This is a genomic window from Arthrobacter sp. CAN_A1 (genome assembly GCF_015751665.1).
Taxonomy (GTDB): domain Bacteria; phylum Actinomycetota; class Actinomycetes; order Actinomycetales; family Micrococcaceae; genus Arthrobacter_D.
This window is the reverse complement of the sequence record NZ_JADOUR010000003.1, coordinates 243387-267942: the sequence shown is the minus strand read 5'-3', so window position 1 is coordinate 267942 and position 24556 is coordinate 243387. Positions and strand designations below refer to the sequence as shown.

The window sequence follows — 24556 nt, the reverse complement described above, 5'->3', positions numbered from 1 at the left end:
CTGAGGGGTAGCTACTAGAGGACGGGCGCGCTGTCAGCGGTGCGTGAGGTGTGGGCAAGGACCGGCTTCGTAAAGAGCAGCAGCACCACTACCGCGGCCGGCAGCAGCAAGGCAAAACCGATTCCCACGATGCCGGCGGACAGGGTGGGTACGGCAATCACCACCATGAACAGCTGGAACACCAGCGCCGCGGACCGGGTCCAGCGGTATCCCGCACTTAGCTTGAGGCCGACCAGGAGCAGCCAGACCGCCAACACCACGAGGAAGACCATGGTGAAAATGGCCCCGCCCAGGGAGGTGGGGGTGCTGTTCAACAGGCCGTAGAGATACCATCCAGCTGCGGAGAGCAGGCCAAGGGCTTCGAGCAGCAGAATGGCGGCGATAACTGTGGCGCCGGGGGGACGGGCACCACCGCTTACGGGTTCCGGTGCCTGGTGGCTCGCTGAGGCATTCACCGGCTCAGCGCCCCTTGGCTATGGTTTGGTTCATTGGGGCGCATTTGCTGCATCACACCATCCGTATCGTTCAATCGCCTGCCTGGACCGGGTACTGCACCAGAGCGTCTTTCCAGTCTCTCGTCCGGAACCCGGATGACTCCAGCTTAGTCAGGTCAAGCACGCTGTTCTCCGGCCGGGGAGCGGCCGTCCGGTCCTTGAAGTAGTCAGCGGCTGACACGTCAACGACCAGGCCGGGGTCCTTCCCCACCCGTTCAAAGACAGCGCGGGCGAGGTCTGCCCAGGTAGTGGGAGTTCCTGAATTGGTCACGTTGTACGTTCCGAAGGGCGCGCGGGATTCGACGAGATGAAGGATCGCCGCTGCCAGGTCATCGGCAAGAGTCAGGCGCCCGGTCTGGTCCTTGACGACGGTTGGGGCACTCCCTCGGGCGGCCAGAGCAGCCATGGTCGCGACGAAGTTCTTCCCTTGACCGATCACCCAGCTGGTGCGAATGATGTAGAAACGACCCGCGGCGGCGGTTACCGCCAGGTCCCCTGCCGCTTTGGACTGGCCATACACGCCGAGTGGACTGAGCGGGGCACCCTCGTCGTAAGGCGCTCCGGCGCCGTCAAAGACGTAGTCGGTGGACACGTGCACCAGGGTGATCCGATGCGCTGCCGCAATCTCCGCCAGCCGGGCCGGCCCGGTAGCGTTGACGGCCCAGGCCAGCCGGCGACCTGCTGCGGTCTCCGCACCGTCAACATCGGTGTACGCAGCAGCGTTGATGATGACCGAGTAGTTGCTCCAGTCTCTGAGGTAGGAAGCGTCGTCAGCCAGGTCGAAGGTCTGCCGGGTAGCAAATTCGGCGTTGGGCAGGGCAGCTCGCAGGGCGCGACCAAGCTGGCCGTCAGCGCCGAGCACCAGAACAGTAGTCGGTGGCATGGGCGTAACGTCCGCCAGTCCGGGGTGGCCACGGTCTTTTGCTGATACCTCGGCCTCCACGAGGGGAATGGGCCAGCCAATGTCCAGCGTCTCGTCGGCAAGGTTCAGCAGCACATACTGGTCAGTGGCATGCGGGCTCCAGTGGTCATTCACCAGATAGCTGTACACGGTTCCGGGGTCGAGTGTCTGGAACGCATTTCCGACCCCGCGTGGTACGAAGACTGCCTGCCCCACATCGATTTCGGCGGTGAAGACCGTCCCGAATCCTGCACCTTCGCGAAGGTCGACCCACGCACCGAAGACCCTTCCGGACGCCACGGTGATGTATTTGTCCCATGGTTCGGCGTGAATCCCCCGGGTGGTGCCAACTGCCGCGTTGAAGGAGATATTGTTCTGCACCGGACCAAAGTCGGGCAGTCCCATCCCGACCATCTTCTCCCGCTGCCAGTTCTCCTTGAACCAGCCACGGGCATCCCCATGCACGGGCAACGAGACAAGCAGCAGACCGGGAATGCGGGTGCCGACGATGCGCGGCCCAGTCATTGGCCTGCGGCCCCGTAGAGAGCCTCCACCGACGCTTTCCCTGGCCGCCACCACGCGGCATGGTCTTTGTACCACTCGACCGTGTCAGCGAGGCCCGCCTCTAGGTCAACGAACCGTGGAGTCCACCCCAACTCTGACTGGATCCTCGATGAATCGATCGCGTACCGGCGGTCGTGTCCCACCCGATCACGCACCAGGTCAAACGAGGTTTCCGGCTGGTCCAGGAGCCGGAGCAGGATCCGGACAATGTCAATATTGCTGCGCTCGCCGTCGGCCCCCACCAGGTAGGTCTCCCCTATTTCCCCGCGTTCGATGACCGCGAGCACTGCTGACGAATGGTCCTCGGTATGGATCCAGTCGCGAACGTTTTGCCCATCCCCGTATAACCGGGGGCGCCGCCCCGAAAGGACATTGGTGATTTGTCGGGGGATGAACTTCTCAACGTGCTGGTACGGGCCGTAGTTGTTCGAACAGTTACTGATGGTGGCACGCACGCCAAAGGACCTAACCCAGGCCCGTACCAAAAGGTCAGAGGCCGCCTTGGTCGACGAGTAGGGGCTTGACGGGTTGTAGGCCGTTTTTTCGGTGAACCGGCTGGGGTCATCCAGTTCCAGATCCCCGTACACCTCATCGGTCGAGACGTGATGGAACCTGGTCTCATGTTTCCGGACTGCTTCCAGCAGTGTGTAGGTGCCCACGATGTTGCTGTGCACAAAGGGGGCAGGGTCTCTCAACGAGTTGTCGTTATGAGTCTCCGCGGCAAAATGCACCACCAGATCATGGTCCCTGACCAGTCCATCAACCAGGGATGCATCGGCGATGTCTCCCCTGACGACCGACACCCGCCGTGGGTCGAGTCCCTCCACCGTTGCCTGACTTCCCGCGTACGTCAGCTTGTCCAACACGGTGACCGAGTCATCGGTCATCGAGAGAAGGTGGCGGACAAAGTTGGACCCTATGAAACCGGCGCCCCCGGTCACCAATGATCTGCGCATAGGGACAATGTAGCCGCAAGCCGCGCCGATATCCTAAGGTTCGGTGCCAACCTGCTCCCGCTGCGGTTACCATTCGGTCATGAAGGGAATCATTCTGGCAGGCGGCACAGGATCACGGCTTCACCCCATCACGCTGGGGGTCAGCAAGCAGTTGGTTCCTGTCTACGACAAACCGATGATCTACTACCCGCTCTCCACGCTGATCCTTGCCGGCATCCAGGACATCCTCGTGGTGACAACCCCCCATGATGCCGAACACTTCAGGAATCTGCTCGGCGACGGTTCACGGTTCGGGATCTCACTGACCTACGTCCAGCAACCCCGTCCCGAGGGTCTGGCGCAGGCGTTCATCCTTGGCGCGGATCATGTGGGGACGGAATCAGTGGCCCTGGTGTTGGGCGACAACATCTTCTACGGCCCGGGCATGGGTACCCAGCTCCAGCGGTTCAAGGACATCGATGGTGGGGCGGTCTTCGGCTACTGGGTGGCGAACCCTTCCGATTACGGCGTCATCGAGTTCGACGACGACCGGCGCGCCGTTTCACTCGAGGAAAAACCCCTCCACCCCAAGAGCAACTATGCGGTCCCCGGCCTGTACTTCTACGACAACTCGGTAGTGGAGATCGCGGCATCGCTCCGGCCATCAGCCCGGGGAGAACTCGAAATCACCGACGTCAATATGGAGTACCTTTCGCGGGGCAAATTGCATGTCGAAATTCTGCCCCGCGGAACCGCCTGGCTGGATACGGGGACCTTTGATTCCCTGACCGACGCATCGGATTTCATCCGTACTGTCCAGAAGCGCCAGGGTCTGTCAATCGGGTGCCCTGAAGAAACCGCCTGGCGGCAGGGCTTCCTCTCCGACGAGGAGCTGAAAAACTGCGCTACGTCCTATCTCAAGAGCGGCTACGGACAGTATCTCCTCGGACTCCTGGACGCCTGACCTGATCTGCGGGCAGGGTCTTGACACTGTGCCGGGTACCCGACATAGTCAAATAACAGTCGTGCAGCATGGATCATGCTCCAGCTGAATATTCTTGTGATGTATAACTCACCACATTGCACAATCTACAGCTTGTTACCTCTTGTTTGCGTTCATTTATCGTGACAGCCTTGAGGAAGAAGAAATCGGGGGCCGTACGGGCCCCTTTACTATGTGGCTGTTCGTGAATGTTTTCACAATCACGGTGAGCCGAAGGAGAAAGTGATCGTACATGGATTGGCGTAGCCGCGCTGCATGCCTGGACAAGGACCCGGAGCTGTTTTTCCCGGTCGGGAATACCGGGCCTGCCCTTCTTCAGATCGAGGAAGCCAAAAGCGTCTGCCGTCGCTGCCAGGTGGTTGACACCTGCCTTCAGTGGGCAATCGAATCAGGCCAGGATGCCGGAGTGTGGGGCGGTTTGAGCGAAGACGAACGCCGTGCCCTCAAGCGCCGCGCCGCCCGTGCGCGTCGTGCTTCCTAGCTGAGCGCACCGGTACCGGGCCCTCTGGGCCTGGCCAGCATCACGCACTAAACCAGCGGATCGCTACCCCCGGGTGGCGATCCGCTGCTATGAGCGGTTATCGTGAAGGCCCAGTTCGATGGTCACAGCCGTGCCGCCGCCCTCGCGGGGTGTCCACTCGATAGTGCCATCCAACTCGCTCATCACCAAGGTCCTGACGATCTGGAGCCCCAGGCCCTCCTGGTGTTTTCCGGGAGGAAGCCCGACGCCGTCGTCGGCCACGGTTACGTTGAGGATCTCGTCGCCGTCGTCGCCCTTCCGCCGATTGGCAAGCAGCCACACGGTGCCGGTCCGTTCCGACAACCCATGCTCGACGGCGTTGGTCACCAGTTCGTTGATCACCAGGGCCAACGGTGTGGCGAAATCGCTGGGCAGTTCGCCGAAGGACCCTGAGCGTTCGGTACGCACCACGTGCGTCGGCGACGCCACCTCCGCCGACAGCCGGAACTGCCGGGCAATGAGCTCGTCAAAGTCGACACTCTGGGACAGCCCCTGTGACAGGGTCTCGTGCACCAGGGCTATGGTGCCAACCCGGCGCATTGCCTGCTCCAAACCCTGCTTGGCTTCGTCGCTGACCATACGGCGCGACTGCATCCGCAGCAGTGCAGCAACGGTCTGCAGGTTGTTCTTCACGCGGTGGTGAATTTCGCGGATGGTGGCGTCCTTGGACACCAACTCCATCTCTCTGCGCCGCAGTTCAGAGACGTCACGGCACAACACCAGTGCCCCGAACCGGTCCTTCTCATCGCGCAGCGGGATGGCCCGCAGGGAAAGGCTGACGCCCCGGGACTCGATTTCCGTCCGCCAGGGCATCCTGCCGGTGACCACCAGTGGAAGCGTCTCGTCGACCATCCGCCGATCCGTCAGCAACGAGGTGACCACCTCAGCAAGTGATCTTCCCTCCAGCGTTTCGACGTCGCCCAACCGCCTGAACGCTGACACGCCGTTGGGGCTTGCGTACTGGATGGCACCCTCAACGTCCAGCCGGATCAATCCGTCGCCAACCCTTGGCGCCCCGCGGCGGGACCCCGTGGGGGTGGCAAAGTCTGGCCAGAGCCCCAGCGTGCCCATCCGGAGCAAGTCATGGGCACACTGGCGATAGGTCAGCTCCAGCCGGGAAGGCATCCGTGAACTGGAGAGATCCATGTGCGACGTCACCACGGCCAGGGTCCGGCCGTTGCGCACCATGGGAACGGCTTCCACCCGCATGGCCATCTCGGTGGTCCAGTTCGTGTCCCCCGAACGTTCCATCTGCTGGCTGCCCCACGCCTTGTCGACGAGCGGAAGCAGATCCGCCCGGATCCGCTCCCCCACAAAGTCGGTGTGGAAGACGGTGTGGGAGGTGGACGGACGGACATGGGCCAACGCCACGTACCCGCCGTCGTCGAGCGGGAACCAGAGGGCCAGGTCGGCGAACGCGAGGTCGGCGACCATTTGCCAGTCCCCGACCAGGAGGTGCAACCATTCAGCATCGCCCGGTCCGAAGTGGGCGTACTCGCGGATCGGATCGGTGAAGATTGCCACGTGCTCCCTGTCCTACCGTCGCACGATTGAACGAAGCAGCCGCAGCGCGACCGACAGGGACGCCATATCGTCGCGTTCCAGGCGGTTGACCTCAATGAACATGTGCCGGGCGCGGTCCAGCATTTCAGCGTTTTGCTGCTCCCAGGCGTGCAACCGCTCTCCTGCCTCGGCCCCGTTCAGAGTGGCCGAGGCTTTCATGACCGAGACGGTCATATCGGCGATCGTTGAGTACAGGTCATCGCGCAACGCCGCCCGGGCGAGCGCCTGCCACCTGTCCCTGCGCGGGAGGGTGGTGATCCGCTCCAACAGGTTGTCCACGGCGAACCGGTCGTAGACGGCGTAGTAGACCTCAGCAATGCGCTCGACCGGCTCGTCGATTTGCTGCGTGATCAGTGCGATGTCCAACAACCCGAAGGACTCGAACTGTTCAGCCCAGTGACGGGCAATATCGTCAGGCAGGCCCCACTCTTCGGCGCGCGCAAACCATTCCTGGACCCGTTCCCTGTCCCTGCCGCGCACGTAGTCCACGAGGTGGGTACGCAGCGGATCCATCAATGGCTTGAACGTCGCAACGTCCTCCGCCACCGAGGTTCCCTGGCCCACATTGTTGACGAACCAGCGGACCGCCCGGTCCAGCAGGCGGCGCATGTCGAGGTGAACCGCCGACCACCGGTCCGTGGGGAAACTCGCGGGGAGGTCACCGAGCGCAGCGACCAGTTCATCGAGGTCGTAGATCTCCCGCAGCGCGACAAAGGCGCGGGCAATCAGGGGGCCGGAGACCGATGTTTCCTCCATCACCCGGAACGCGAAGGTGATGCCACCCATGTTGATCATGTCGTTGGCGATCACTGTCGAGATGATTTCCCGGCGCAGCGGATGGGTGTCGAGCTGGGCATCGAAACGCTCGGCCAGTTGCCGCGGGAAGTACTCCCTGAGCGTCCTGCCAAACCATGGGTCGTCGGCAAGGTCACTGCTGGTCAGAGCCTTGGTCAGTTCGATCTTGACGTAGGCCGCCAGCACCGACAGTTCCGGTGACGTGAGTCCCTGGCCGGACTCGACCCGGGCCCGCAGCACCTCGGTGGTGGGCAGGGCCTCGAGCTCCCGGTTCAGGTCGGCGTTGGTCTCGAGCCAGTCCATCAGCCGTTCAAAACTGGGACTCCATTCGAGCACACGCTGACGGTCATTCAGGAGCAGCACGTTCTGGTCGACGTTGTCCTTCAGCACGAGCCGGCCGACCTCATCGGTCATCGAGTGGAGGAATTCGGCGCGCTCCCCGGCGGGAAGAGCTCCGGTCCTGACCATCCGGTCAACGAAGATCTTGATATTGACCTCGTGGTCGGAGCAGTCGACGCCCGCCGAGTTGTCAATCGCGTCGGTATTGAGAATGACGCCGCCCAGGGCCGCCTCGATGCGGCCCAGCTGGGTCATCCCCAGGTTTCCGCCTTCGCCGACCACCTTGGCGCGCAGCTGGTCACCGTTGACCCGGATGGCGTCATTGGCTTTGTCCCCCACCTCGGCATGGGTCTCGGAGGATGCCTTGATGTAGGTACCGATGCCACCGTTGTACAGCAGGTCCACTGGCGCGGACAGGATGGCGCGGAGCAACTCGGGCGGGCTGAGGGTGGTGACACCCTCGCAAAGGCCGAGGGCCACCCGAACCTGCGCGGAAATGGGGACGGTTTTTGCCTGCCGCGGGTAGATTCCGCCGCCTGCGCTGATCAGGGAGGCGTCGTAGTCTTCCCAGCTTGACCGTGGCAGGTCAAACAGCCGGCGTCGTTCGGCATAGGATGCTGCCGCCTCGGGGGTCGGATCGAGGAAGATGTGCCGGTGGTCAAACGCTGCGACAAGACGGATGTGCTCGGACAACAGCATGCCGTTACCGAAGACGTCGCCGCTCATATCGCCGACGCCCACCACGGTGAAGTCCTCGGACTGGGTGTCGACGCCAAACTCGCTGAAGTGCCGTTTCACCGACTCCCACGCGCCGCGGGCGGTAATGCCCATCGCCTTGTGATCATAGCCGACCGACCCGCCCGAGGCGAAGGCATCCCCCAGCCAGAAGCCATACTCGGCCGACAGTTCGTTGGCAATGTCGGAGAACGCCGCGGTGCCCTTGTCGGCGGCCACCACCAGGTAGCTGTCGTCGCCGTCATGGCGCACCACACGGGGCGGCGGGACGACTGTTTCGCCGTCGTCGCCGGTCACCAGGTTGTCAGTGATGTCGAGGAGTGCCCTGATGAAGGTGCGGTAGCTCGCCTGCCCCTCGGCAAGCCAGGCGGCACGGTCCACCGTGGGGTTGGGGAGTTGCTTGGCGAAAAAGCCACCCTTCGCGCCCGTCGGGACGATGACGGCGTTCTTCACCGTTTGCGCCTTGACCAGTCCAAGCACTTCGGTCCTGAAGTCCTCCCGGCGGTCCGACCAGCGGAGCCCGCCGCGGGCAACCTTGCCGAAACGCAGGTGGACACCCTCGACCTGCGGTGAGTACACCCAGATTTCGTACTTGGGGCGCGGGTAGGGTGCCCCGTCGATGGCTGACGTGTCGAGCTTGAAACTCACGTGACGCTTGTCCTGGAAGTAGTTGGTCCTCAGGGTGGCCCCGATCAGGTTGCCGAACGTGCGCAGCACACGATCGGCGTCAAGGGTCGGAACCTCCTCCAGCCCGGATTCCAGCGCCAGCCGCGCGTCATCGGTGCGGGACGCGCGGTCGGCCTCGCTGAGATCCGGGTCGAACCGGGCCTCGAAAAGGGTTACGAGGGCGCGGGCCACCATTGCGTTCGCCAGCAGCGTGTCGGCGACGAACCCGTAGGAGTTGGTGTTGCCCATTTGCCGCATGTACTTGGCGTAGCTGCGCAGGATCACCACCTGACGCCACCGCAGGTTCTCCCGAAGCACCAGCCGGTCAAAGGGGTCCGACTCGGAGGACCCGGCGACTGCTGCGGCGAAGGATTCCTCGAGCAGGCGTCCGGTACTGACCGGGTCGATTCCGGCCGGGTACTTCAGGCCCAGGTCGTAGAGGAAAAACTCCTTGCCGTCGGACCGCTCAATCTCAAAGGGCCGCTCGTCCAGCACCTCCAGTCCCAGGTTGTGGAGGAAAGGGAGGATCTGGCTGAGGCTTTTGGGTTCAGTCAGGTACAGCTTCAGCCGTGCGTCTTCCTCAAGATGTTCGCCAGCGCCTTCGGGGACGTAGACATGCATGACCGGGGCGGCCGGTGAATTCTTTTCGCAACGCTCAAACCGCTCAATATCCTTGAGCGCATCCTCGACCTCGTAATCGACCCGGTAGCTGGCGGGGAACGCTTCAGCCCACAGACCCGACACTGCTTCGGCCGTCTGCCGGTCAAAGCGGCCACGCACTACCTCGTCGATCCCCTCGGACCACGATCGGGCAGCACCGACGAGACGCTGTTCGAGCTCGGCGGGTTCTACCTGGGCCACCTCGACGCCTCGAGGGAGCCTGATGCGGAAGAATAGTCGCGCCAAAGCCGACTCGCTGATCCTCGCCTCGTAGTCGATCGACTCGGCTTTGAAGGTCTGCCGGAGCTCCTGCTCGATCCGAAGCCGCACCCCGGTGGTGTAGCGGTCCCGGGGGAGGAAGACGAGCGCTGACATGAAGCGTCCGTAGATGTCTGGTCGCAGGAACAACCGCGTCCGGCGTCGCTCCTGGAGCCGCAGGATGCCCATGGCCGTGTCGATCAGGTCCTGGACTTCGATCTGGAACAGTTCATCACGGGGGTAGGTCTCAAGGATGGATAGCAGATCCTTGCCCGAATGCGAGTCGGAGGGGAATCCGCACTGCAGGAGCACAGCGTTGACCTTGTCACGCACGATCGGCACTCCCCGCACCGATCCGGTGTAGGCGCTTGTCGCGAACAGTCCGATGAACCGACGCTCACCGTTCACGTTTCCCTGCGCGTCGAAACGCTTCACACCGATGTAGTCGAGGTAGGCGGCACGGTGAACCGTGGATCGGGAGTTCGCCTTCGTGATGACGAGGGCGCGCTTCTCGCGGGCCTTGGCCTTCCCCGCGCTGGTTAGTTGCTGGACCTGGCGGCCGCCCACGGGGTGGCGCAGCAGGCCCAGGCCGTTCCCGTCGGCAATCCTGAGCACATCCTGGCCGTCGTCGTCGGTCATCAGGTCGTATTCCTTGAACCCCAGGAACGTGAAATTGCCCGCGTCGAGCCAGGAGAGCAGCTCCCGCGCCTGATCCAGGTCGGGTATGTCGGCGCCGCCCGGAACGGTGTCAAGGGACGCCGCGATTTCCCTGACTTTGCTCCGCATGGCCGGCCAGTCCTCCACGGCGGCGCGGACGTCGCCGAGAATACTGCCCAGGCCCGCGATGATTTCCTGGCGCCGGGTGTCGTCGAGGATCCGCCCCACCTCGACGGCGATCCAGGACTCGATATGGGTTGCCACGTCGCCGTCGGCAATGAGGTGCGAGATGTTGGGGAGGGCTGCCGTGTCGCCGCTTGACACCCCTGCCGTGGACGGCACCCGCCGCAGTTGATGGAGCGCGGAGCTCTCCCGGTCGCGGGTGGCGATGAAGGTGGGGTGCATGACTAGGCGGATCGCCACCTGGTGGCGGACGAGCTCGGCTATCACCGAGTCCACCAGGAAAGGCATGTCGTCGGTAACGATCATGATGACACTGGCGTCGGACTGGTCGAAAATGTCCACCGCTGCCTTGCCGGCCGGGCGGTTTTCAGCGAGCCCCCGATGCCTCAGAGCACGCTCGTTGAGCGCGTCAGCGGTGTGTGCCCTGGCGTCCTCTTCAGCGAGATGTTCATAATAGTGATTGATGAACTCACCGGTTGAAGTGTCGGAACTTGACTGGTCCGTCATGCTGGATCCAGACGACATGAAAACGCCTCCATAAACGAAATTAAAGGCCGCTCCTTTGCGGCCCCTTACCCAAGAGCCTAACGCCGTTGCGGGAAAACTTCACTTCGTTGTGGCCTGCTCCAACGCGGCGGCGCCGCAGTTGTTCAATCGGTACACCGGCCAGTGTGGCGATGGCGGTGCGCAGTGGTGAACGGGGTGCTGTCTCCAGCAGCACCGATCCTCCGAGCAGGGCCGAATCGGCCGCCGCGAAGTCGGCCGGCAGGAACGCCTCAACCGGCACTGACGGGCCAAACCGGTCCCATGCTTCGCTGAGCTGACGCTCGGGGCCGCGCCCTACCGCGGCCGCCCGGACCTTGTTCAGAACCACGCGGGGTGTGACTGCTGGAACGGCCGTCTGAAGGTCGGCGAGTGCACGGATCAGACGGGGCAGCCCGACGGCGTCGGCCGCTCCAACGGCAAAGACCGTGTCTGCCGCGTCCAGGCAGCACAGTGTTGCAGCGTTCCGGCGCGGCGCCACGGTGTCAAAGCTCAACTCTTCGTCGACTTCAAGGCAAAATCCACAATCAACCACTGTCACGTCGACGAGTTGGCGGGACAGCTCAAGCACCCGGGTCAGGGCCGCGGGTCGCAGCTCGGTCCACCGGTCGGACCGGGTCACGCCGGTCAGGACTCCCAGGCGGACGCCCCTGACCGCGACCATGGCGATGGTGCGGTGCAGCCCAGCGAGGTCGAGTGTGCCCTGATCGGCCAGCCGGCAGGCATGTGCCAGCCCGGCCGATTCGTCGAGGAGCCCCAGGAATGCCGCCACGCTGGCGCCGTAGGTGTCAGCGTCGATGAGCAGCACAGACCGGCCATCAGCTGCGAGTTCGGCGGCGAGATTAACGGCAACGGTGGTTCGCCCTGGCGATCCGGTGGGCCCCCAGACCGCTGTGATCTCCCCCATCCCCGGGGGCAGCGGCCCTGTCTCGCCGGGTTCGTCCGGGTCAAGCAGTGCAGCGTCGAGCGCGAGCGCAGGGTCAGCATAGCCCGCCCCACCCGCTGTCGGATTCAGTGAGAGCCGCCGCCGCTCCGCAGCCACCTCCACGGCCGTCTCGACGAGTGACGCGAGGGTGAGGGCATCGACGTCGACCGACGCGTATCGCACGCCGAGCGCGTCGAGACGCTGGCGGCTCTCGTCGTCGTTCGCCAGGGCCACTACTGCGACGTCGGCCATCCTGAACCGCTCCACCAGGGCTGCGGTGAGCTCCCCCGCGTCTGCCGACAGGATGGCAGCGCGGGCCAGTCCGGTCTGGCACACCGCGAGCACTTCGGCGAGGTCGGCGCACCAGCGAACCACAGTGACGGGTCCCCGCAGTCTCTCCAACCGCGTGATGCAGTCGCGGGCCGCTTGCCCACCGGTCACTACCGGCAGGCTCACTCCGAGCCACCGGGGTTGAGGACGATGGCAATCCGCGCTTCGTTCAAAAGCGCATCAAGGAGTTCGGGCAACCGTTCATCGTCGACGAGAACATGGACCAGGGTTGACCCGCTGCCCCCACCCAGCGCCGATTCGGACACCCTCAGTTCGGATATTTCGGCGGCCGCGAGCAGCTGGGTGGGCGGCTCGAAGGTACCGTCGTCCCCCTCCAGGGAAACCCAGACATCGACCCTTGATCCGGTGCTGGTCCCGGTGGGCAGCGGGTCGTCCACCGTGAGACCGACCGGTTTCCGGTCGAGCGCGTCGGCGGCGCCCAACGATGACCGGGGAACCAGTTCGCCAGCCCGCAGGAGGCTGGTTGCCACCAGGTCCTCCGGTATGCCGTCAGCGACCCGGAGGTAGGCCGACTGGAGCTCGTCGAGCCGGACTGCAGCGACAGTGAGGTCTTCGGGGGTGACCTCACGTCCGATGGGGACTTCCACCCTGGCCGCATAGACATCGGTGGTCTGGTCGGCGTTCCCGACCAGCGCCGTCACTCCCGCAACCGAAGCCAGGACAAGCAGCAGTCCCACCAGGAGCCGTGGGTCCTTCCACGTGGGTTTCCTGAGCCGAACCGGTGGCTCGGCTTTCCCTGGGGTGGCAGCCAATGAACTCATGCGGCCCTCCTACGCACTCCGCGGCAACCCAGCCGTCAGGACGTGGATTGTTTTGACGTTGCTCTGCAATTCTCGTGTACGACAGCAACAAATGACATCCCTCCTCACCAAATGGCACCCAACCTGTGGATAATCCGGCTAAACCCCATCAGGTAATGGCAAGATTGGAGAAGATGATCCGGTAGGTGAATGGGTTCCGCGAACAGCGGAACGGAAGGCGGAAGAACGTGGCCGATAAGCGGTTCCTGACCCTCGCAGATGTCGGCGAGGTGCTGAATATTTCGTCGTCGCAAACCTACGCCCTGGTCCGATCGGGTGAATTGCCGGCCATCCAGATCGGCGGGCGCGGGCAGTGGCGGGTGGAATCGCAGGTGCTTGAGGAGTTCATCGCCCGTGCCTACGAAAAGTCGGCCGCCGCGGTACGGGATGGATCGTTCGGCACTGCCCGGGAAAGTAGCACTCCCTGACGTTCACCACCGGGAGAGCACTGCTTCCACCCCGGTAAAAGGAATCAGGATCATCCCGGCGACGTTGCCGGGCCGGCGTTGTTCACCCAACGGCACCGCCGCGACCTCCAGGAAGTCCTTTCCCACCCGGTCAATAGTGCCGTCGATCCGGGCACCGCTGTCGGCCAATTGAATGGTGACCAGGGTGCGGTCCCTGCCGAAGGCACGAAACACCGACCCCAACCCGAGCCGGGTGGTCACCGCTGATGGCTCGACCGTCGCCCGCCGCCCCATTCCCTCGACGGCGCTCAGGGCACCGGCGGGAATCAAGGCCGCCCCTGGCCCGGTTTCCAGCACCAGCCACTCCGATCCGACCTGGCACAGGCTCCCAGCGAAGAGAGCTCCGCTGCTCACCCGGATCCGGAGCACTGCTCCCACCTGCCCACGCAGGCGGTCGAGCACAGTCACGGCTGCCAGTTCCACTCGGGCCTGTTCGGCGATCTGGCTCTCCATCGCCAATAAGTCGGCCGCAGCGAACTGGGCCTCAAGGTCCCTGAACAGAGCATCCCACCGCACCGGGCCAGCCTAAACGCGTCCGGATAGCCGGTCAAGGATAGACACCAAAGAGTCTCAAGGTGTACAAATGAGATTGAACTATATTAAATGAGGTTAAACGAGCTTCTAACTGACAAACGACCCCTCTTTGGAGATGTAATGAACGGCTTACGCGCACCCTCGCTGGCAGTATCGATCGCCTTGCTGGGAATCCTGCTTCTGGTGTCCGGCCAGGTCATTCTCGCCGGAGCGGGGCCGCTCACCGGCTACCAGCGGCTGGAGGGACTGCTCGGCCTGTGCGCCTCGGCGGCAGGCCTTGCCGTGGTCGGATGGTGGTTGGCGGCCCTCGTTCTGGCCTTCACCAGCGAAGCACTCACCCGGGCGGGCTGGCAACAAGCCGCGCGGATCACCGCGATCCTCACCCCAGCGTTCATGAAACAGCTTGCTGCGGCGGTCGTGGGACTCCAGCTCGTCAGCGGAATCCCGGTGACCATGGCCCACGGACTATCAGGCCACCCGGTCACAGCTGCGGCCCGGACAACTCACGAGGACATCGCCGACACAGCCAACACCTCGACGGCTGCGCCCGGTCAGGATCGCCGTATGGTCAGCCCCCAGTGGAAACCTGTCCCCGCACCGGCAGACGGCGGGCCTCTCCTCCCGGGTCAACACCGGTCCGCCGCAGGCGCCTCCACGGATACCGGTCCAGGACTGGTGGTGGTGACCCCGGGCGATTCACTGTGGACCATCGCGGCCCACCACCTCGGACCCTTCGCCACCGATGTCGAGATCGCTGCGTCGTGGCCCAGCTGGTACCGCGCGAACCGCCAGGTGATCGGCGACGACCCCCACCTGCTGCTTCCCGGGCAGCTGCTGCAGGTACCTCCCACCACCCGCTAACACACCGAGGATCATCATGACCGTCCAGATCGAGCTCCCTCGCCCGGCTCCTCCCACGCCCAACCCCCCAGGGAGTCCGCCCGGTGAGGAAGCGGCTACTACAGCCCAGGTGCAGCGGATTGTCCGCGCGGTAGTGCAGGCGTCGCTGGAGGTGCTCGGCGGATCCCGTCCGCTGCAGCAGCTGGCTGATTGGCTTGACCCTCCCAGCTACGAACGTCTCCACCTTCGCGCCAATCTCACCCGCAGCCTCGATCGCAGCCCGGCAACCAGCACCCATCCGGGCCGCCTGTTGCATCGCAACGTCACAGTGCTGTCGGTCCGAACCTGCCGGGTGAGCGCCAGGGTGTATGAAGCGTCAGCGGTGACCTGCGAAAACAACAGAGCCCGCGCCGTCGCCCTCAGATTGGAGCATCGGCGCGGGCACTGGAAGGTCACCGCGTTGGAGATTGGCTAGTAGCTACTTCTTCTTGCGTTTTGCGGCGGCACGCGCCTCAGCACGGGTCGTTCCGTTCGCCTCGGCCTTGGCCGCGGCTGCGCTGCGTTCCACCCGGGTTTCAACCTCGCCCTGGGCATTGGGCGCCGAGAAGTTCAGGGTTGCTGGCCGCTCCGGTGCATCCAGGCCAGCGGCCTTGATGGTCGGGCGCTGGACCAGCCCGCGCCCATCGGCTACCCCGGGAAGTCCGGTGGGCGCCGGGGCGGCCACCTCAACCTCGAGGTTGAACAGGAAGCCCACGCTCTCCTCCCGGATCGCCTCCATCATGGCCTGGAACAGGATGAATCCTTCGCGCTGGTATTCGACCAGCGGGTCGCGCTGGGCCATCGCCCGCAGCCCGATGCCTTCCTTGAGATAGTCCATCTCGTACAGGTGTTCCTGCCACTTCCGCCCAATGACTGAGAGGACTACCCGGCGTTCCAGCTCGCGCATGGTTTGCTCGCCGAGGGCCAGCTCACGGGTCTGATAGGCGAGCTTCGCATCGGAGAGAATCTCTGCGTGCAGGAACTCCCTGGTGACCTTTGATGGGCCACCGGCTTCCTCAAGGACCTCATCGATGGTCAGGCTGATCGGATACAGCGTGCGGAGGTTGGTCCACAGCTGCTCGTAGTCCCAGTCGTCGCCATGCCCCTGGGCCGTGGCTTCGTCGACCATCGCTGTCACCACGTCCTCAAGGAAGAAGCTGACCTTCTCGTGGAGGTCGCCGCCTTCGAGGATGCGGCGACGATCACCGTAGATAGCCTCGCGCTGTCGGTTGAGGACGTCGTCGTACTTCAGGACGTTCTTGCGCTGCTCGGCGTTGCGGCCCTCAACCTGGCCCTGGGCACTCTCGATGGCCTTGGACACGAGCTTCGACTCCAGCGCGACGTCGTCGGGCATGGTTGACGAGTTCATGATGCGTTCGGCGGCGCCCGAATTGAAGAGCCGCATCAGGTCATCGGTCAGGGAGAGGTAGAAACGGGAGCGGCCGGGGTCGCCCTGCCGGCCGGAACGGCCGCGGAGCTGATTGTCGATCCGGCGGGACTCATGCCGTTCGGTGCCGAGGACATAGAGTCCGCCGAGCTCCCTGACCTCGTTGTGCTCGGATTCCACCGAGTTCCGCGCGGCGCTCAGGGCGTCGGGCCACTGGCTCTCGTACTCGTCGGGGTTGTCGGCGGGGCTGAGGCCCCGCTTCTCCAACTCGACGATGGCATTGAATTCGGCGTTGCCGCCGAGCATGATGTCAGTGCCTCGACCGGCCATGTTGGTGGCAACTGTGACAGCACCCTTGCGCCCGGCCTGGGCAACGATCGCCGCCTCACGTGAGTGATTTTTGGCGTTGAGCACCTCATGGCGGATTCCTGCCTTGGCCAACTGCTTCGAGAGGTACTCGCTCTTCTCCACGCTGGTGGTACCTACCAGGACCGGCTGGCCGGTTTCGTGACGTTCAACGATGTCCTTCACGACGGCGTCGAACTTGGCAATCTCGTTCTTGTAGATCAGGTCAGACAGGTCGGCACGCACCATGGGGCGGTTGGTGGGGATCGGCACGACGCCGAGCTTGTACGTCGCCATGAACTCGGCGGCTTCCGTCTCGGCGGTACCCGTCATGCCGGACAGCTTTTCGTACAGCCTGAAATAGTTCTGCAGGGTGACCGTGGCGAGGGTCTGGTTCTCGGCCTTGATCTCGACAGCCTCTTTCGCCTCGATGGCCTGGTGCATACCTTCGTTGTAGCGGCGGCCAGCGAGGATACGGCCGGTGTGTTCGTCGACGATCATGACCTCGCCGTTGAGGACCACATAGTCCTTGTCCTTCTTGAACAGTTCCTTGGCTTTGATGGCGTTGTTCAGGAATCCGATCAGCGGGGTGTTGGCTGATTCGTAGAGGTTCTGGATACCGAGGTAGTCCTCTACCTTCTCGATGCCGTCCTCGAGCACTCCGACGGTGCGCTTCTTTTCGTCAACCTCATAGTCAACGTCGATCGTGAGCTTCTTGACCACCTTGGAGAATTCGGTGTACCACCGGTTGACGTCGCCGGAAGCCTGCCCTGAAATGATCAGCGGGGTGCGCGCCTCATCGATGAGGATGGAGTCCACCTCATCAACGATCGCAAAGTTGTGGCCACGCTGCACCAGTTCAGCGGCGCTCCACGCCATGTTGTCGCGGAGGTAGTCGAACCCGAACTCGTTGTTCGTGCCGTAGGTGACATCGGCGTTGTACTGCTCACGCCGTACGGAAGGGTCCTGCTTGGAGAGGATGCACCCGCAGGTCATGCCCAGGAACCGGAAAACCCGTCCCATCAGTTCAGACTGATACTCAGCGAGGTAATCGTTGGTGGTGACAATGTGGACGCCTTTGCCGGACAGGGCGTTAAGGAACGCTGGTGCCACGGCTACCAGGGTCTTGCCCTCGCCAGTCTTCATTTCAGCGATGTTGCCCAGGTGCAGCGCAGCGCCGCCCATCAGTTGCACGTCGAACTGCCTCAGCTTCAGGGTGCGGCTGGACGCCTCCCTCACCGCCGCGAAAGCCTCAGGCAGCAAATCGTCGAGGGTCTCCCCCTCAGCGAAACGCTGCTTCAGTTTGTCGGCCTCACCCCGGAGGTCGTCGTCGCTCATCTCGCGAAACTCGTCTTCGAGGACGTTGATGGCGTCAGCGTAGTTTCGGAGTTTCTTGAGTGTCTTCTTATCGCCGGTGCGGAGGACTCGTTCAAGAAGTGATGGCACTGGTATTTGCTCCCAATCTAAGGTGCGCCGAAATCTGGCGTGTTCAGTCTACGGGAGAGACCTCTTGTCCTGTCTAACCTGCAGCAGCAGCGCCCACTATTGGAGGGAAACTGCCAGCTTCAGGGCCTCCGCCAGATCTCCGTTTTCGTCGACGACCACAGCGTCGAGGCCCAGCCAGGACGCCATCAGCCGCAGCTCGGCAGCCAGTTCGGTAGCGGTGTCGGTCGGTGCGCCGGGCTCACTGTGGCTGCCACGCACCAACAGCCGTCCGGTTGCCCGATCCGCTTTGAGGTCCACCCGGGCGGCCATCGTCTCGCGCAACAGGAAGGGGAGCACATAGTAGCCATAGCGCCGCTTCGCGGCCGGAGTATAGATCTCCAGCCGGTAGTCGAACCCGAACAACTCCGACAGCCTGCGGCGCTCAAAGACCATCGAATCGAAGGGGCTAAGCAACGCCCTTCCCTCGGCCTTCCGCGGCAGCACCGAGGCCACGTGGCGGAAGGTGGGCCGGTTCCATCCCGTGACGGTGACGGGCTCAAGGGTGCCGCCGGCAACCAGGGATTCGATCGCCGTCGACGTCGAGGTGAGGGACAGGCGGAAGTAGTCGGCGAAGCACCTCACGGTCCCCACGCCCAGCGCGCGGGCCGACAGGTCGGTCAGGTGAAGCCGTGCCTCGTCTGGATCCACGTTCAGCGACGCGGCTGAGGCGTCGGGGAGCACACGCTCTGTCAGTGCGTAGCGGCGTTCAAAGGACGCGGTGCGCCCCGCCGCTGACACCTGACCCCGTTCGAACATGTCCTCCAGGACGCGTTTCACCGAGTTCCAGTTCCAACCCCACTGGTCGGTGTTCCGCACCTCCGTGTGACCGATCCTGAGCTGCAGTTGGGGCGCAGTCAGCGGACGGCTGACGGCCAGCACCTCACGGATCCGGTAACGGAGCGACTCCCTGAGATCTACCGGCACCGACGTGGCACCTACCCATCGCCGCTCTTGCAGCGGGCGGAGGAAGGGAAACAGGTCCGGTCTGATGAAACTTGCTTCGTGGGCCCAGTACTCGACCATCCGGCGCGGCGGGGTGCTGGCCAGCCGATCAAGGATGGCACGGTCATAGGGTCCCAGCCTGGCGAATAGCGGAAGGTAATGGCTGCGCGCCAACACGTTCACCGAATCAATCTGCAGCAAGTGAAGGCGGTCAAAGGTAAGGCCCACCCGCCTCGCCGTAGCGGGGCCGGTGGGCCTTGCCCGAGCCAATCCCTGGGCCTCCAGCGCAAGACGCCGGGCCTGGGACAGGGTGAGGACTGTGGTCATCCTCTGACCCTACTGGGCGTGAACCCCGTGCGGGCTACCTGGACGCGGCAGCCTCCCGGGCCCGGTACGCGAGAAGTTCCTCGCGCGGGTCTTCGGTCCCTTCAGCACACCGGGCATCGAGGGTGATGACGCCATAGGTCCACCCTTGCCGGCGGTAGGCAACCGAGGGCGCGCCTGTCGCTGAATCGACGAAGAGGTAGAAGTCGTGTCCCACCAGTTCCATGTTGTCGACCGCGTCCTCCAGTGCCATCGGTGTGCCGGAGAAAACTTTCCGGCGGATCAGCACTGGCGAGTCGCCGGCTGGAATGTCATTTTCGATCTCGTAGTTGTCGACGACGCTTCCGCTGGCTTCTGGTGGTGCCTCGGTGGATTGCACTTCGAGGTACAACGGGGCGGTGGTGCTGGCGGGTTCGAGATCAGCTGTGGCTTCGCGGACGGCCATAGGGGTGTGGCGTCCGTGGTGGACCTTCCGCCGGTCTCTGGCACGGCGGAGTCTTTCCAAAAGTTTGCTATAGGCAAGATCGAAGGCCGCAAATTTATCTGCCGCTGACGCTTCAGCCCGGATCACTGGGCCCTTCGCCAGAACGGTGAGTTCGACGGTGAGTGAGCTGTCAGCATTACGCGCGCTGGGCTCCTTGGTGACTTTCGCCTCCAGCCGCTGCACCTTGTCGCCAAGCTGCTCGATCTTATCGATCTTCTCCTCGGCGTACTCCCGAAAACGGTCCGAAACTGACAGATTTCGACCACTGATCAAAAACTCCATGGTGTCCTCCAAAATCGCTTAGGTGACACAACAGCGGCCGGGGAGTCGTGCTTCCAGCCGCTGTCGACGGATATCTAATTTCGTCGAGATATCCATACCTCACGTTAGTTCACCCACCCCTGATATTCATCCTTCGGTGGTTGTTTTTTTCCGGGAATTTCATTCAGCGTGCGACGGCGGCTCGGTGGCGGCGACTACTGCCGCCCCCGCCACGCGCGCACCATGAAGCCGCAGGACCCGCGTCACCTCGGAGATGGTGGCCCCGGTGGTCAGGACGTCGTCGACCACGAGGCACACCGCCCCTGAGATACTGTGGCGGGTCCGCCGCACCGTCATGGCGAACCGGACGTTGGCGCGTCGCTGGGCGCGCCCCAATCCCTTCTGCTGCTGCGGACGATGACTGCCCGTCAGGGCCAGACGCGCCGAACGGGTGGCGCCCCGGTACCCCACCAGGCGGGCGGGACGGCACCCAGCGGGCAGCTCACCGCGTCGGGCCAACCCGTCAAGGAGCAAGTCGAGCGGGTCGTAGCCGCGCCGGCGCACCGACGATGCCTTGGCGGGCACTGGCACCAGAAGGATCTGGGTTGCTGCGCCGCGCTCGCCCACCTCTCCGACGGCAGCGTGCAAGGACCGGGCGAGCGCCGCCTGCAGCGGCCGTGCCACAGCCGTTCGGTTGTGATTCTTGTAGGCGAGGATCAACCGTGCCAGCGCCGACCTGTACTGGCCTGCCGCGGTCACCGGCAGCGGGTCACCGAAGCCGGTCGCCAGCTGCCCGGTACCGGTGGCAGTCCGCTCGGGCAGAGCAGGGGCTCCTCCTTCAGCCCTGAAGGGCTGAACGGTGGCGTTCCTGACCTCCCGGAGACACCCGCGACATAGCGGGACTGCTAACGATCCGCACACGGCGCAATCGGTAGGAAACAGCAGGGACCAGAAGTCCATGACAGCGCCGGTGGCTCTGTGCACTGCCGGATGGAGCCGGGCAGCATCGAGGTAGTCGGCGATGCAAGCCCAGGACGAGATGGTTCGGGATCCGTTCACCCCCTGACACTGCCAGTTCGTTGCTCCATCCGGGGAGCCACTTCAGGCGAATGTGGACAACGCCAGTCGGCAATCCGAGGTGGTCAGCGTTTCAAGGTGGGGCGGGCGTCAGCCGGGGAACGCCGGATCCTGAACGCCTTCCACGGGTTCATCCGACCAGGTGTCCCCCACCCTGTTCCTGACACCGTCAGGCGTGGCTGCGAAGACGGCGGTGGGACCGGTGCCCGCACTGAGATGGATGATGCCGGGGAGCGGCGCCAGGGCCTCGGCACTTCCGTCGAGGCCGAGGAACTCAGGGGTTACCTCGCCCTCCGTCGAGGTCTCAGCGACAATCACCGTGTCCTCGCTCACCCACTTTGCCGTGTTGACCGGTCCGCTCGCGAAAAGCTCCCGCGGGGTGCTCAGGCTTTGCGGCGTCCGGTCATTGTTGCGCACAATACCGGCCAGCAGTACCCGGCTGACGCCGTCCTGTTCTGTCACCACCAGCACCCGCGAACCGTCTCTTGACACCCTCAATTCCAGCACTTCAGCGTCGGCAAGCCACGGGGCGGTCACGGGTACTGCCCTGTCCTGGGTGCCACCGGGCGGAACCGCTGACACGGTGGAGGCCTGGCCGTCGGCAAGGGTGCTGGCCGTCCAGATCCAGTTGTTCGGATCGAAGCTCGGCGCTGTCAGATTCCTCCCGGTCCCCGCGAGAAGGATTTCCTCATCGGCTCCGGTGGTGTACAGCCGGGTGCGGTTCCCGTTGAGGAAGGCAAAGTCTGCCTCATTCCTGGACATGGCAGGATCCTGGGGATCCAGGGCTGCCACCGAGGGCATTCCCTCGATCGGAACGGTTTGGTCGGCCTGGTAAAGGAACAGTTCGCTCCCGGAGACCACCACCTGCTCGTTACCGACCGGCGGGTCAGCCACCGGGACGATGAGGTTGGGATTGGGTATCTCGTCGCCCAGGAAGACCGGTTGGCCCACGGTCATCTGCACCGAGTTGACGGTGTTCAGCCCTGCCAGGTTGACGCGCAACTGTTGCTGCATCTGCTGTCGGATCAGGTCGCTGGTGTCCTGAAGAATGTCGGCTGACAGGTCAACCGTTGCCGTGCCATTGACGATCGGCACCGACTCAACGCCGAGGGTGGTGCCCTCGGGGAAGGCGCTGGTCACCGATCCTTGCAAGTAGGGGGCCGGGCCCTCAAGCATCGCCTCGACGATGTTCGCGGCAATGGCTGCCCTGTTGACGAACCATCTGACGTCCGGCACCCAGTGCTCGAAGGAACTGCTGTAGAAGTACAGGCTGTAGGTCTCCAGCAGCAGGTCGGCAGTGGGAGAGGAGATCATGATGCCGTTGGGGATCGCAGCGATCCGCCACTGGCCGTCAACGTTCTGCACCAGCTCAGCGGTAATGCTTTCCGTGGTGGTGGCTTCGGCACCGGTCCGGATTCCTTCGGCGTTGATGGTGCCCTCAACTTCGAGCTGGATCTGGAACACCCCCGCGGTGGGTGTTGCCGAAATCTGCGGATCCGAACTGTAGATGATGATCCGCTCTTCGGGCTGCCACTCCTGCGCAAACTCTTCGGTGAGGTAGTCGCGGGCAACTCCGTAGTCCCCCGCGGCCCCAATCCCCGCGTCGATGAAAGAGTTCAGAAGCGATTCCGGGTCGGCATCCTGGCGGGGGCCCAGCGGGTTGAAGATCAGCGGATCGGAGGTGCCGGACCCGGGTTCGACGGTGATGACTCCCACTGGCCCCGAGACGGGTATCGAGGAACATCCGCTGATGACGAGCAGCAACGGGAGGAGGAGCAGGGTCAGATACTGGCCCGCTGATCGGCGCCTAGCGGCCATCGTGGGCCTCCTTCACCATCGTGGTGAACTGCGGCAACGCCGCCGGGGACGTCCCGACGGACGGCCGCTCGGGCAGTCCACCCTTGCGTGGGGGCAGTGGCAGCGGCGACACCTTGAGCACCGATTCCCTCACCTTCGGGAGGGTCAGGCGGAAGCAGGCGCCTTTGCCGGGGGACCCCCAGGCCTGCAGCCACGCTCCGTGCAGGTGCGCATCCTCGGTAGCGATTGACAGACCGAGCCCGCTGCCACCGGTGGTGCGCGCCCTCGCCGGGTCCGCCCGCCAGAACCGGTCGAAGACCCGTGAGGCCTCAAGGGGTGTCATCCCGATGCCATAGTCGCGGACGGCCACAGCAACAGCGTCGGGGTTAGAAGCGATGTAAATCGTGACCGGATTCCCCTCCCCATGCTCCAGAGCGTTCACCACCAGGTTCCTCAGGATGCGGTCGATCCGGCGGGGGTCCGCCTCGACCAGGCATTCAGTCTCACGCGACACGATCGACAGCTCCGAACCGCAGGCGTCCGCCAGCGGTTGAGCTCCGTCGATCACGTGCCGGACCACCTGGAAGATGTCGACCGATTCGGAATCAAGCACTGCCGCGCCGGCGTCGAACCGCGAGATTTCCAGCAGGTCAGCGAGGAGGGCCTGGAACCGCTCCACCTGGTTATAGAGGATCTCCGCCGAGCGGCGGTTGATCGGATCAAAGGTGGCCCGGGCGTCATGCAGGACCTCGGCTGCCATGCGCACGGTGGTCAGCGGGGTGCGCAGCTCATGGGAGACGTCCGACACGAAGCGTTGCTGCATCTGCGATAGCTGGGCAAGCTGGGTGATCTGGTCCTGCAGGTTCTCGGCCATATGGTTGAAAGAAGCGCCCAGCCGGGCCACCTCGTCCTCGCCCTTGACGTCCATCCGTTCCTGCAGCTGGCCTGACGCCAGCTTCTCGGAAACCACCGCCGCGTGGCTCACCGGTCCCACCACGCTGCGGGTCACGAACCACGCGATGGCCCCGATAATCGCCAGCAGCAGAGTGCCGGCAATCCAGATCACCCCGTGGATGTAGTCGAGGGTCGCCTGCATGGATGACAGGTCATAAATCAGGTAGAGCGCGTACTCGGTCTGGGCTGGTGGCAGGGTGACCTTAGTGCCGAACGCGAGGCCAGGCACGCGCTCGCCGGAGTCGACGAACGAGGTGGCAGACCAGTACTGGTCATCCCCGGACCGGACAGCCTCGACCATGGCCGGCGGGATCGCGCTGGACTCGGTCAGGTTGTCGCTGCCGACCGGGAACACGTAGATTTCGGTGGACTGCTCAGGGACGATCGCCAAAATGAATCGGCGGGGCGCGTCGGCGCCCCCACCTTCAAGACTGGGCAGGGTATCGCCCACCAACTGAACTGTTGATTCGCGGTCAGTCGTCGACGCACTGCTGAAGATTGCCTCTACCTCGGTCAGCCCATTGCTTGACTCGGCTCTGAACTGTTCAAAGCGTTCCTCGTAGAGTCCGCTGGCAATCTGGTTGGACAGGAAAGCGCCCACGGCGGCGAAGGCCAGCGCGGTGAGCAGCAGAGTGGAGACTACCGTCCTGAATTGCAGCGAACGGCGCCATTGACGCGCCGTGCGGGACAGCATCGTCCGGATCCAGGACCAGGCCCGCGACGTCAGA

The 24556-nt window shown here is 63.9% G+C and carries 19 protein-coding genes; 5 read left to right on the top strand and 14 right to left on the bottom strand.

Going from position 1 to position 24556, the window contains the following annotated elements; genetic code table 11:
* Positions 1-14: 14 nt before the first annotated feature.
* The 3 genes from IWX62_RS05650 to rfbB form a co-directional block, all read right to left on the bottom strand.
* Entirely contained in the window at positions 15-455 is a 441-nt protein-coding gene (locus IWX62_RS05650) for a hypothetical protein (protein ID WP_196840389.1), read from the bottom strand.
* Positions 456-525: 70 nt separating this feature from the next.
* Positions 526-1920 carry a dTDP-4-dehydrorhamnose reductase gene (rfbD, locus tag IWX62_RS05645; protein ID WP_196840388.1) on the bottom strand — a complete coding sequence of 465 codons (1395 nt, stop codon included), beginning with the start codon at positions 1918-1920 and terminating at the stop codon, positions 526-528.
* Positions 1917-2915: a dTDP-glucose 4,6-dehydratase gene (gene rfbB, locus IWX62_RS05640; RefSeq protein WP_196840387.1), complete on the bottom strand. Its 999-nt coding sequence runs from the start codon at positions 2913-2915 to the stop codon at positions 1917-1919. The genes rfbD and rfbB overlap by 4 nt, the downstream gene beginning before the upstream one ends.
* Before the next feature lie 79 nt (positions 2916-2994).
* On the opposite strand from rfbB, the gene rfbA reads away from it, so the two are divergent.
* Together rfbA and IWX62_RS05630 are read left to right on the top strand one after the other, a co-directional pair.
* Positions 2995-3858, top strand: a complete 864-nt coding sequence (rfbA, locus tag IWX62_RS05635) for a glucose-1-phosphate thymidylyltransferase RfbA (RefSeq protein WP_196840386.1) — start codon at positions 2995-2997, stop codon at positions 3856-3858.
* 271 nt (positions 3859-4129) lie between these two features.
* Positions 4130-4378: a WhiB family transcriptional regulator gene (locus IWX62_RS05630; protein WP_019483052.1), complete on the top strand. Its 249-nt coding sequence runs from the start codon at positions 4130-4132 to the stop codon at positions 4376-4378.
* Positions 4379-4465: 87 nt separating this feature from the next.
* Here the strand turns inward: IWX62_RS05630 and IWX62_RS05625 are convergent, their stop codons facing one another.
* From IWX62_RS05625 to IWX62_RS05610, 4 genes are read right to left on the bottom strand one after another with little or no spacing between them, the layout of a single operon-like run.
* Positions 4466-5941: a sensor histidine kinase gene (locus IWX62_RS05625; RefSeq protein ID WP_196840385.1), complete on the bottom strand. Its 1476-nt coding sequence runs from the start codon at positions 5939-5941 to the stop codon at positions 4466-4468.
* A gap of 12 nt (positions 5942-5953) precedes the next feature.
* Entirely contained in the window at positions 5954-10798 is a 4845-nt protein-coding gene (locus IWX62_RS05620; RefSeq protein WP_196840384.1) for an NAD-glutamate dehydrogenase, read from the bottom strand.
* Positions 10799-10820: 22 nt separating this feature from the next.
* Complete coding sequence (locus tag IWX62_RS05615; RefSeq protein WP_333483231.1) at positions 10821-12182, bottom strand: AAA family ATPase; 1362 nt, start codon at positions 12180-12182, stop codon at positions 10821-10823.
* Positions 12183-12193: 11 nt separating this feature from the next.
* Positions 12194-12853, bottom strand: a complete 660-nt coding sequence (locus IWX62_RS05610; RefSeq protein ID WP_196840382.1) for a hypothetical protein — start codon at positions 12851-12853, stop codon at positions 12194-12196.
* Positions 12854-13080: 227 nt separating this feature from the next.
* Between IWX62_RS05610 and IWX62_RS05605 the strand changes: the two genes are divergently transcribed.
* On the top strand, positions 13081-13320 hold the full coding sequence (locus IWX62_RS05605; protein ID WP_196840381.1) for a helix-turn-helix domain-containing protein: 240 nt from the start codon (positions 13081-13083) through the stop codon (positions 13318-13320).
* A gap of 3 nt (positions 13321-13323) precedes the next feature.
* Here IWX62_RS05605 and IWX62_RS05600 read toward each other — a convergent pair whose 3' ends face one another.
* Positions 13324-13875 carry a hypothetical protein gene (locus IWX62_RS05600; protein ID WP_196840380.1) on the bottom strand — a complete coding sequence of 184 codons (552 nt, stop codon included), beginning with the start codon at positions 13873-13875 and terminating at the stop codon, positions 13324-13326.
* A 138-nt stretch (positions 13876-14013) separates the two neighbouring features.
* On the opposite strand from IWX62_RS05600, the gene IWX62_RS05595 reads away from it, so the two are divergent.
* Positions 14014-14754: a LysM peptidoglycan-binding domain-containing protein gene (locus tag IWX62_RS05595; protein WP_196840379.1), complete on the top strand. Its 741-nt coding sequence runs from the start codon at positions 14014-14016 to the stop codon at positions 14752-14754.
* A 16-nt stretch (positions 14755-14770) separates the two neighbouring features.
* Positions 14771-15208 carry an Rv3235 family protein gene (locus IWX62_RS05590; protein WP_333483230.1) on the top strand — a complete coding sequence of 146 codons (438 nt, stop codon included), beginning with the start codon at positions 14771-14773 and terminating at the stop codon, positions 15206-15208.
* 3 nt (positions 15209-15211) lie between these two features.
* On the opposite strand, the gene secA is transcribed toward IWX62_RS05590, so the two are convergent.
* From secA to mtrB, 6 genes are all read right to left on the bottom strand, one after another.
* On the bottom strand, positions 15212-17950 hold the full coding sequence (secA, locus tag IWX62_RS05585) for a preprotein translocase subunit SecA (RefSeq protein ID WP_196840378.1): 2739 nt from the start codon (positions 17948-17950) through the stop codon (positions 15212-15214).
* A 96-nt stretch (positions 17951-18046) separates the two neighbouring features.
* Complete coding sequence (locus IWX62_RS05580; RefSeq protein ID WP_196840377.1) at positions 18047-19258, bottom strand: winged helix-turn-helix domain-containing protein; 1212 nt, start codon at positions 19256-19258, stop codon at positions 18047-18049.
* Positions 19259-19292: 34 nt separating this feature from the next.
* On the bottom strand, positions 19293-20021 hold the full coding sequence (gene hpf / locus IWX62_RS05575; protein ID WP_196840376.1) for a ribosome hibernation-promoting factor, HPF/YfiA family: 729 nt from the start codon (positions 20019-20021) through the stop codon (positions 19293-19295).
* A gap of 159 nt (positions 20022-20180) precedes the next feature.
* Complete coding sequence (locus tag IWX62_RS05570; protein WP_196840375.1) at positions 20181-21059, bottom strand: ComF family protein; 879 nt, start codon at positions 21057-21059, stop codon at positions 20181-20183.
* Between the two features lie 108 nt (positions 21060-21167).
* Complete coding sequence (locus IWX62_RS05565; RefSeq protein ID WP_196840374.1) at positions 21168-22895, bottom strand: LpqB family beta-propeller domain-containing protein; 1728 nt, start codon at positions 22893-22895, stop codon at positions 21168-21170.
* On the bottom strand, positions 22885-24522 hold the full coding sequence (gene mtrB, locus IWX62_RS05560) for an MtrAB system histidine kinase MtrB (protein ID WP_333483236.1): 1638 nt from the start codon (positions 24520-24522) through the stop codon (positions 22885-22887). Before mtrB ends, IWX62_RS05565 begins: the two co-directional genes overlap by 11 nt.
* Positions 24523-24556 lie beyond the last annotated feature (34 nt).

Bases quoted from the DNA above. Each gene is read 5' to 3' on its own strand.
- rfbD (WP_196840388.1), bottom strand. From the start codon at position 1,920: ATGACTGGGCCGCGCATCGTCGGCACCCGCATTCCCGGTCTGCTGCTT.
- rfbB (WP_196840387.1), bottom strand. From the start codon at position 2,915: ATGCGCAGATCATTGGTGACCGGGGGCGCCGGTTTCATAGGGTCCAAC.
- rfbA (WP_196840386.1), top strand. From the start codon at position 2,995: ATGAAGGGAATCATTCTGGCAGGCGGCACAGGATCACGGCTTCACCCC.
- IWX62_RS05630 (WP_019483052.1), top strand. From the start codon at position 4,130: ATGGATTGGCGTAGCCGCGCTGCATGCCTGGACAAGGACCCGGAGCTG.
- IWX62_RS05620 (WP_196840384.1), bottom strand. From the start codon at position 10,798: ATGTCGTCTGGATCCAGCATGACGGACCAGTCAAGTTCCGACACTTCA.
- IWX62_RS05610 (WP_196840382.1), bottom strand. From the start codon at position 12,853: ATGAGTTCATTGGCTGCCACCCCAGGGAAAGCCGAGCCACCGGTTCGG.
- IWX62_RS05595 (WP_196840379.1), top strand. From the start codon at position 14,014: ATGAACGGCTTACGCGCACCCTCGCTGGCAGTATCGATCGCCTTGCTG.
- IWX62_RS05590 (WP_333483230.1), top strand. From the start codon at position 14,771: ATGACCGTCCAGATCGAGCTCCCTCGCCCGGCTCCTCCCACGCCCAAC.
- IWX62_RS05580 (WP_196840377.1), bottom strand. From the start codon at position 19,258: ATGACCACAGTCCTCACCCTGTCCCAGGCCCGGCGTCTTGCGCTGGAG.
- hpf (WP_196840376.1), bottom strand. From the start codon at position 20,021: ATGGAGTTTTTGATCAGTGGTCGAAATCTGTCAGTTTCGGACCGTTTT.
- IWX62_RS05565 (WP_196840374.1), bottom strand. From the start codon at position 22,895: ATGGCCGCTAGGCGCCGATCAGCGGGCCAGTATCTGACCCTGCTCCTC.
- mtrB (WP_333483236.1), bottom strand. From the start codon at position 24,522: ATGCTGTCCCGCACGGCGCGTCAATGGCGCCGTTCGCTGCAATTCAGG.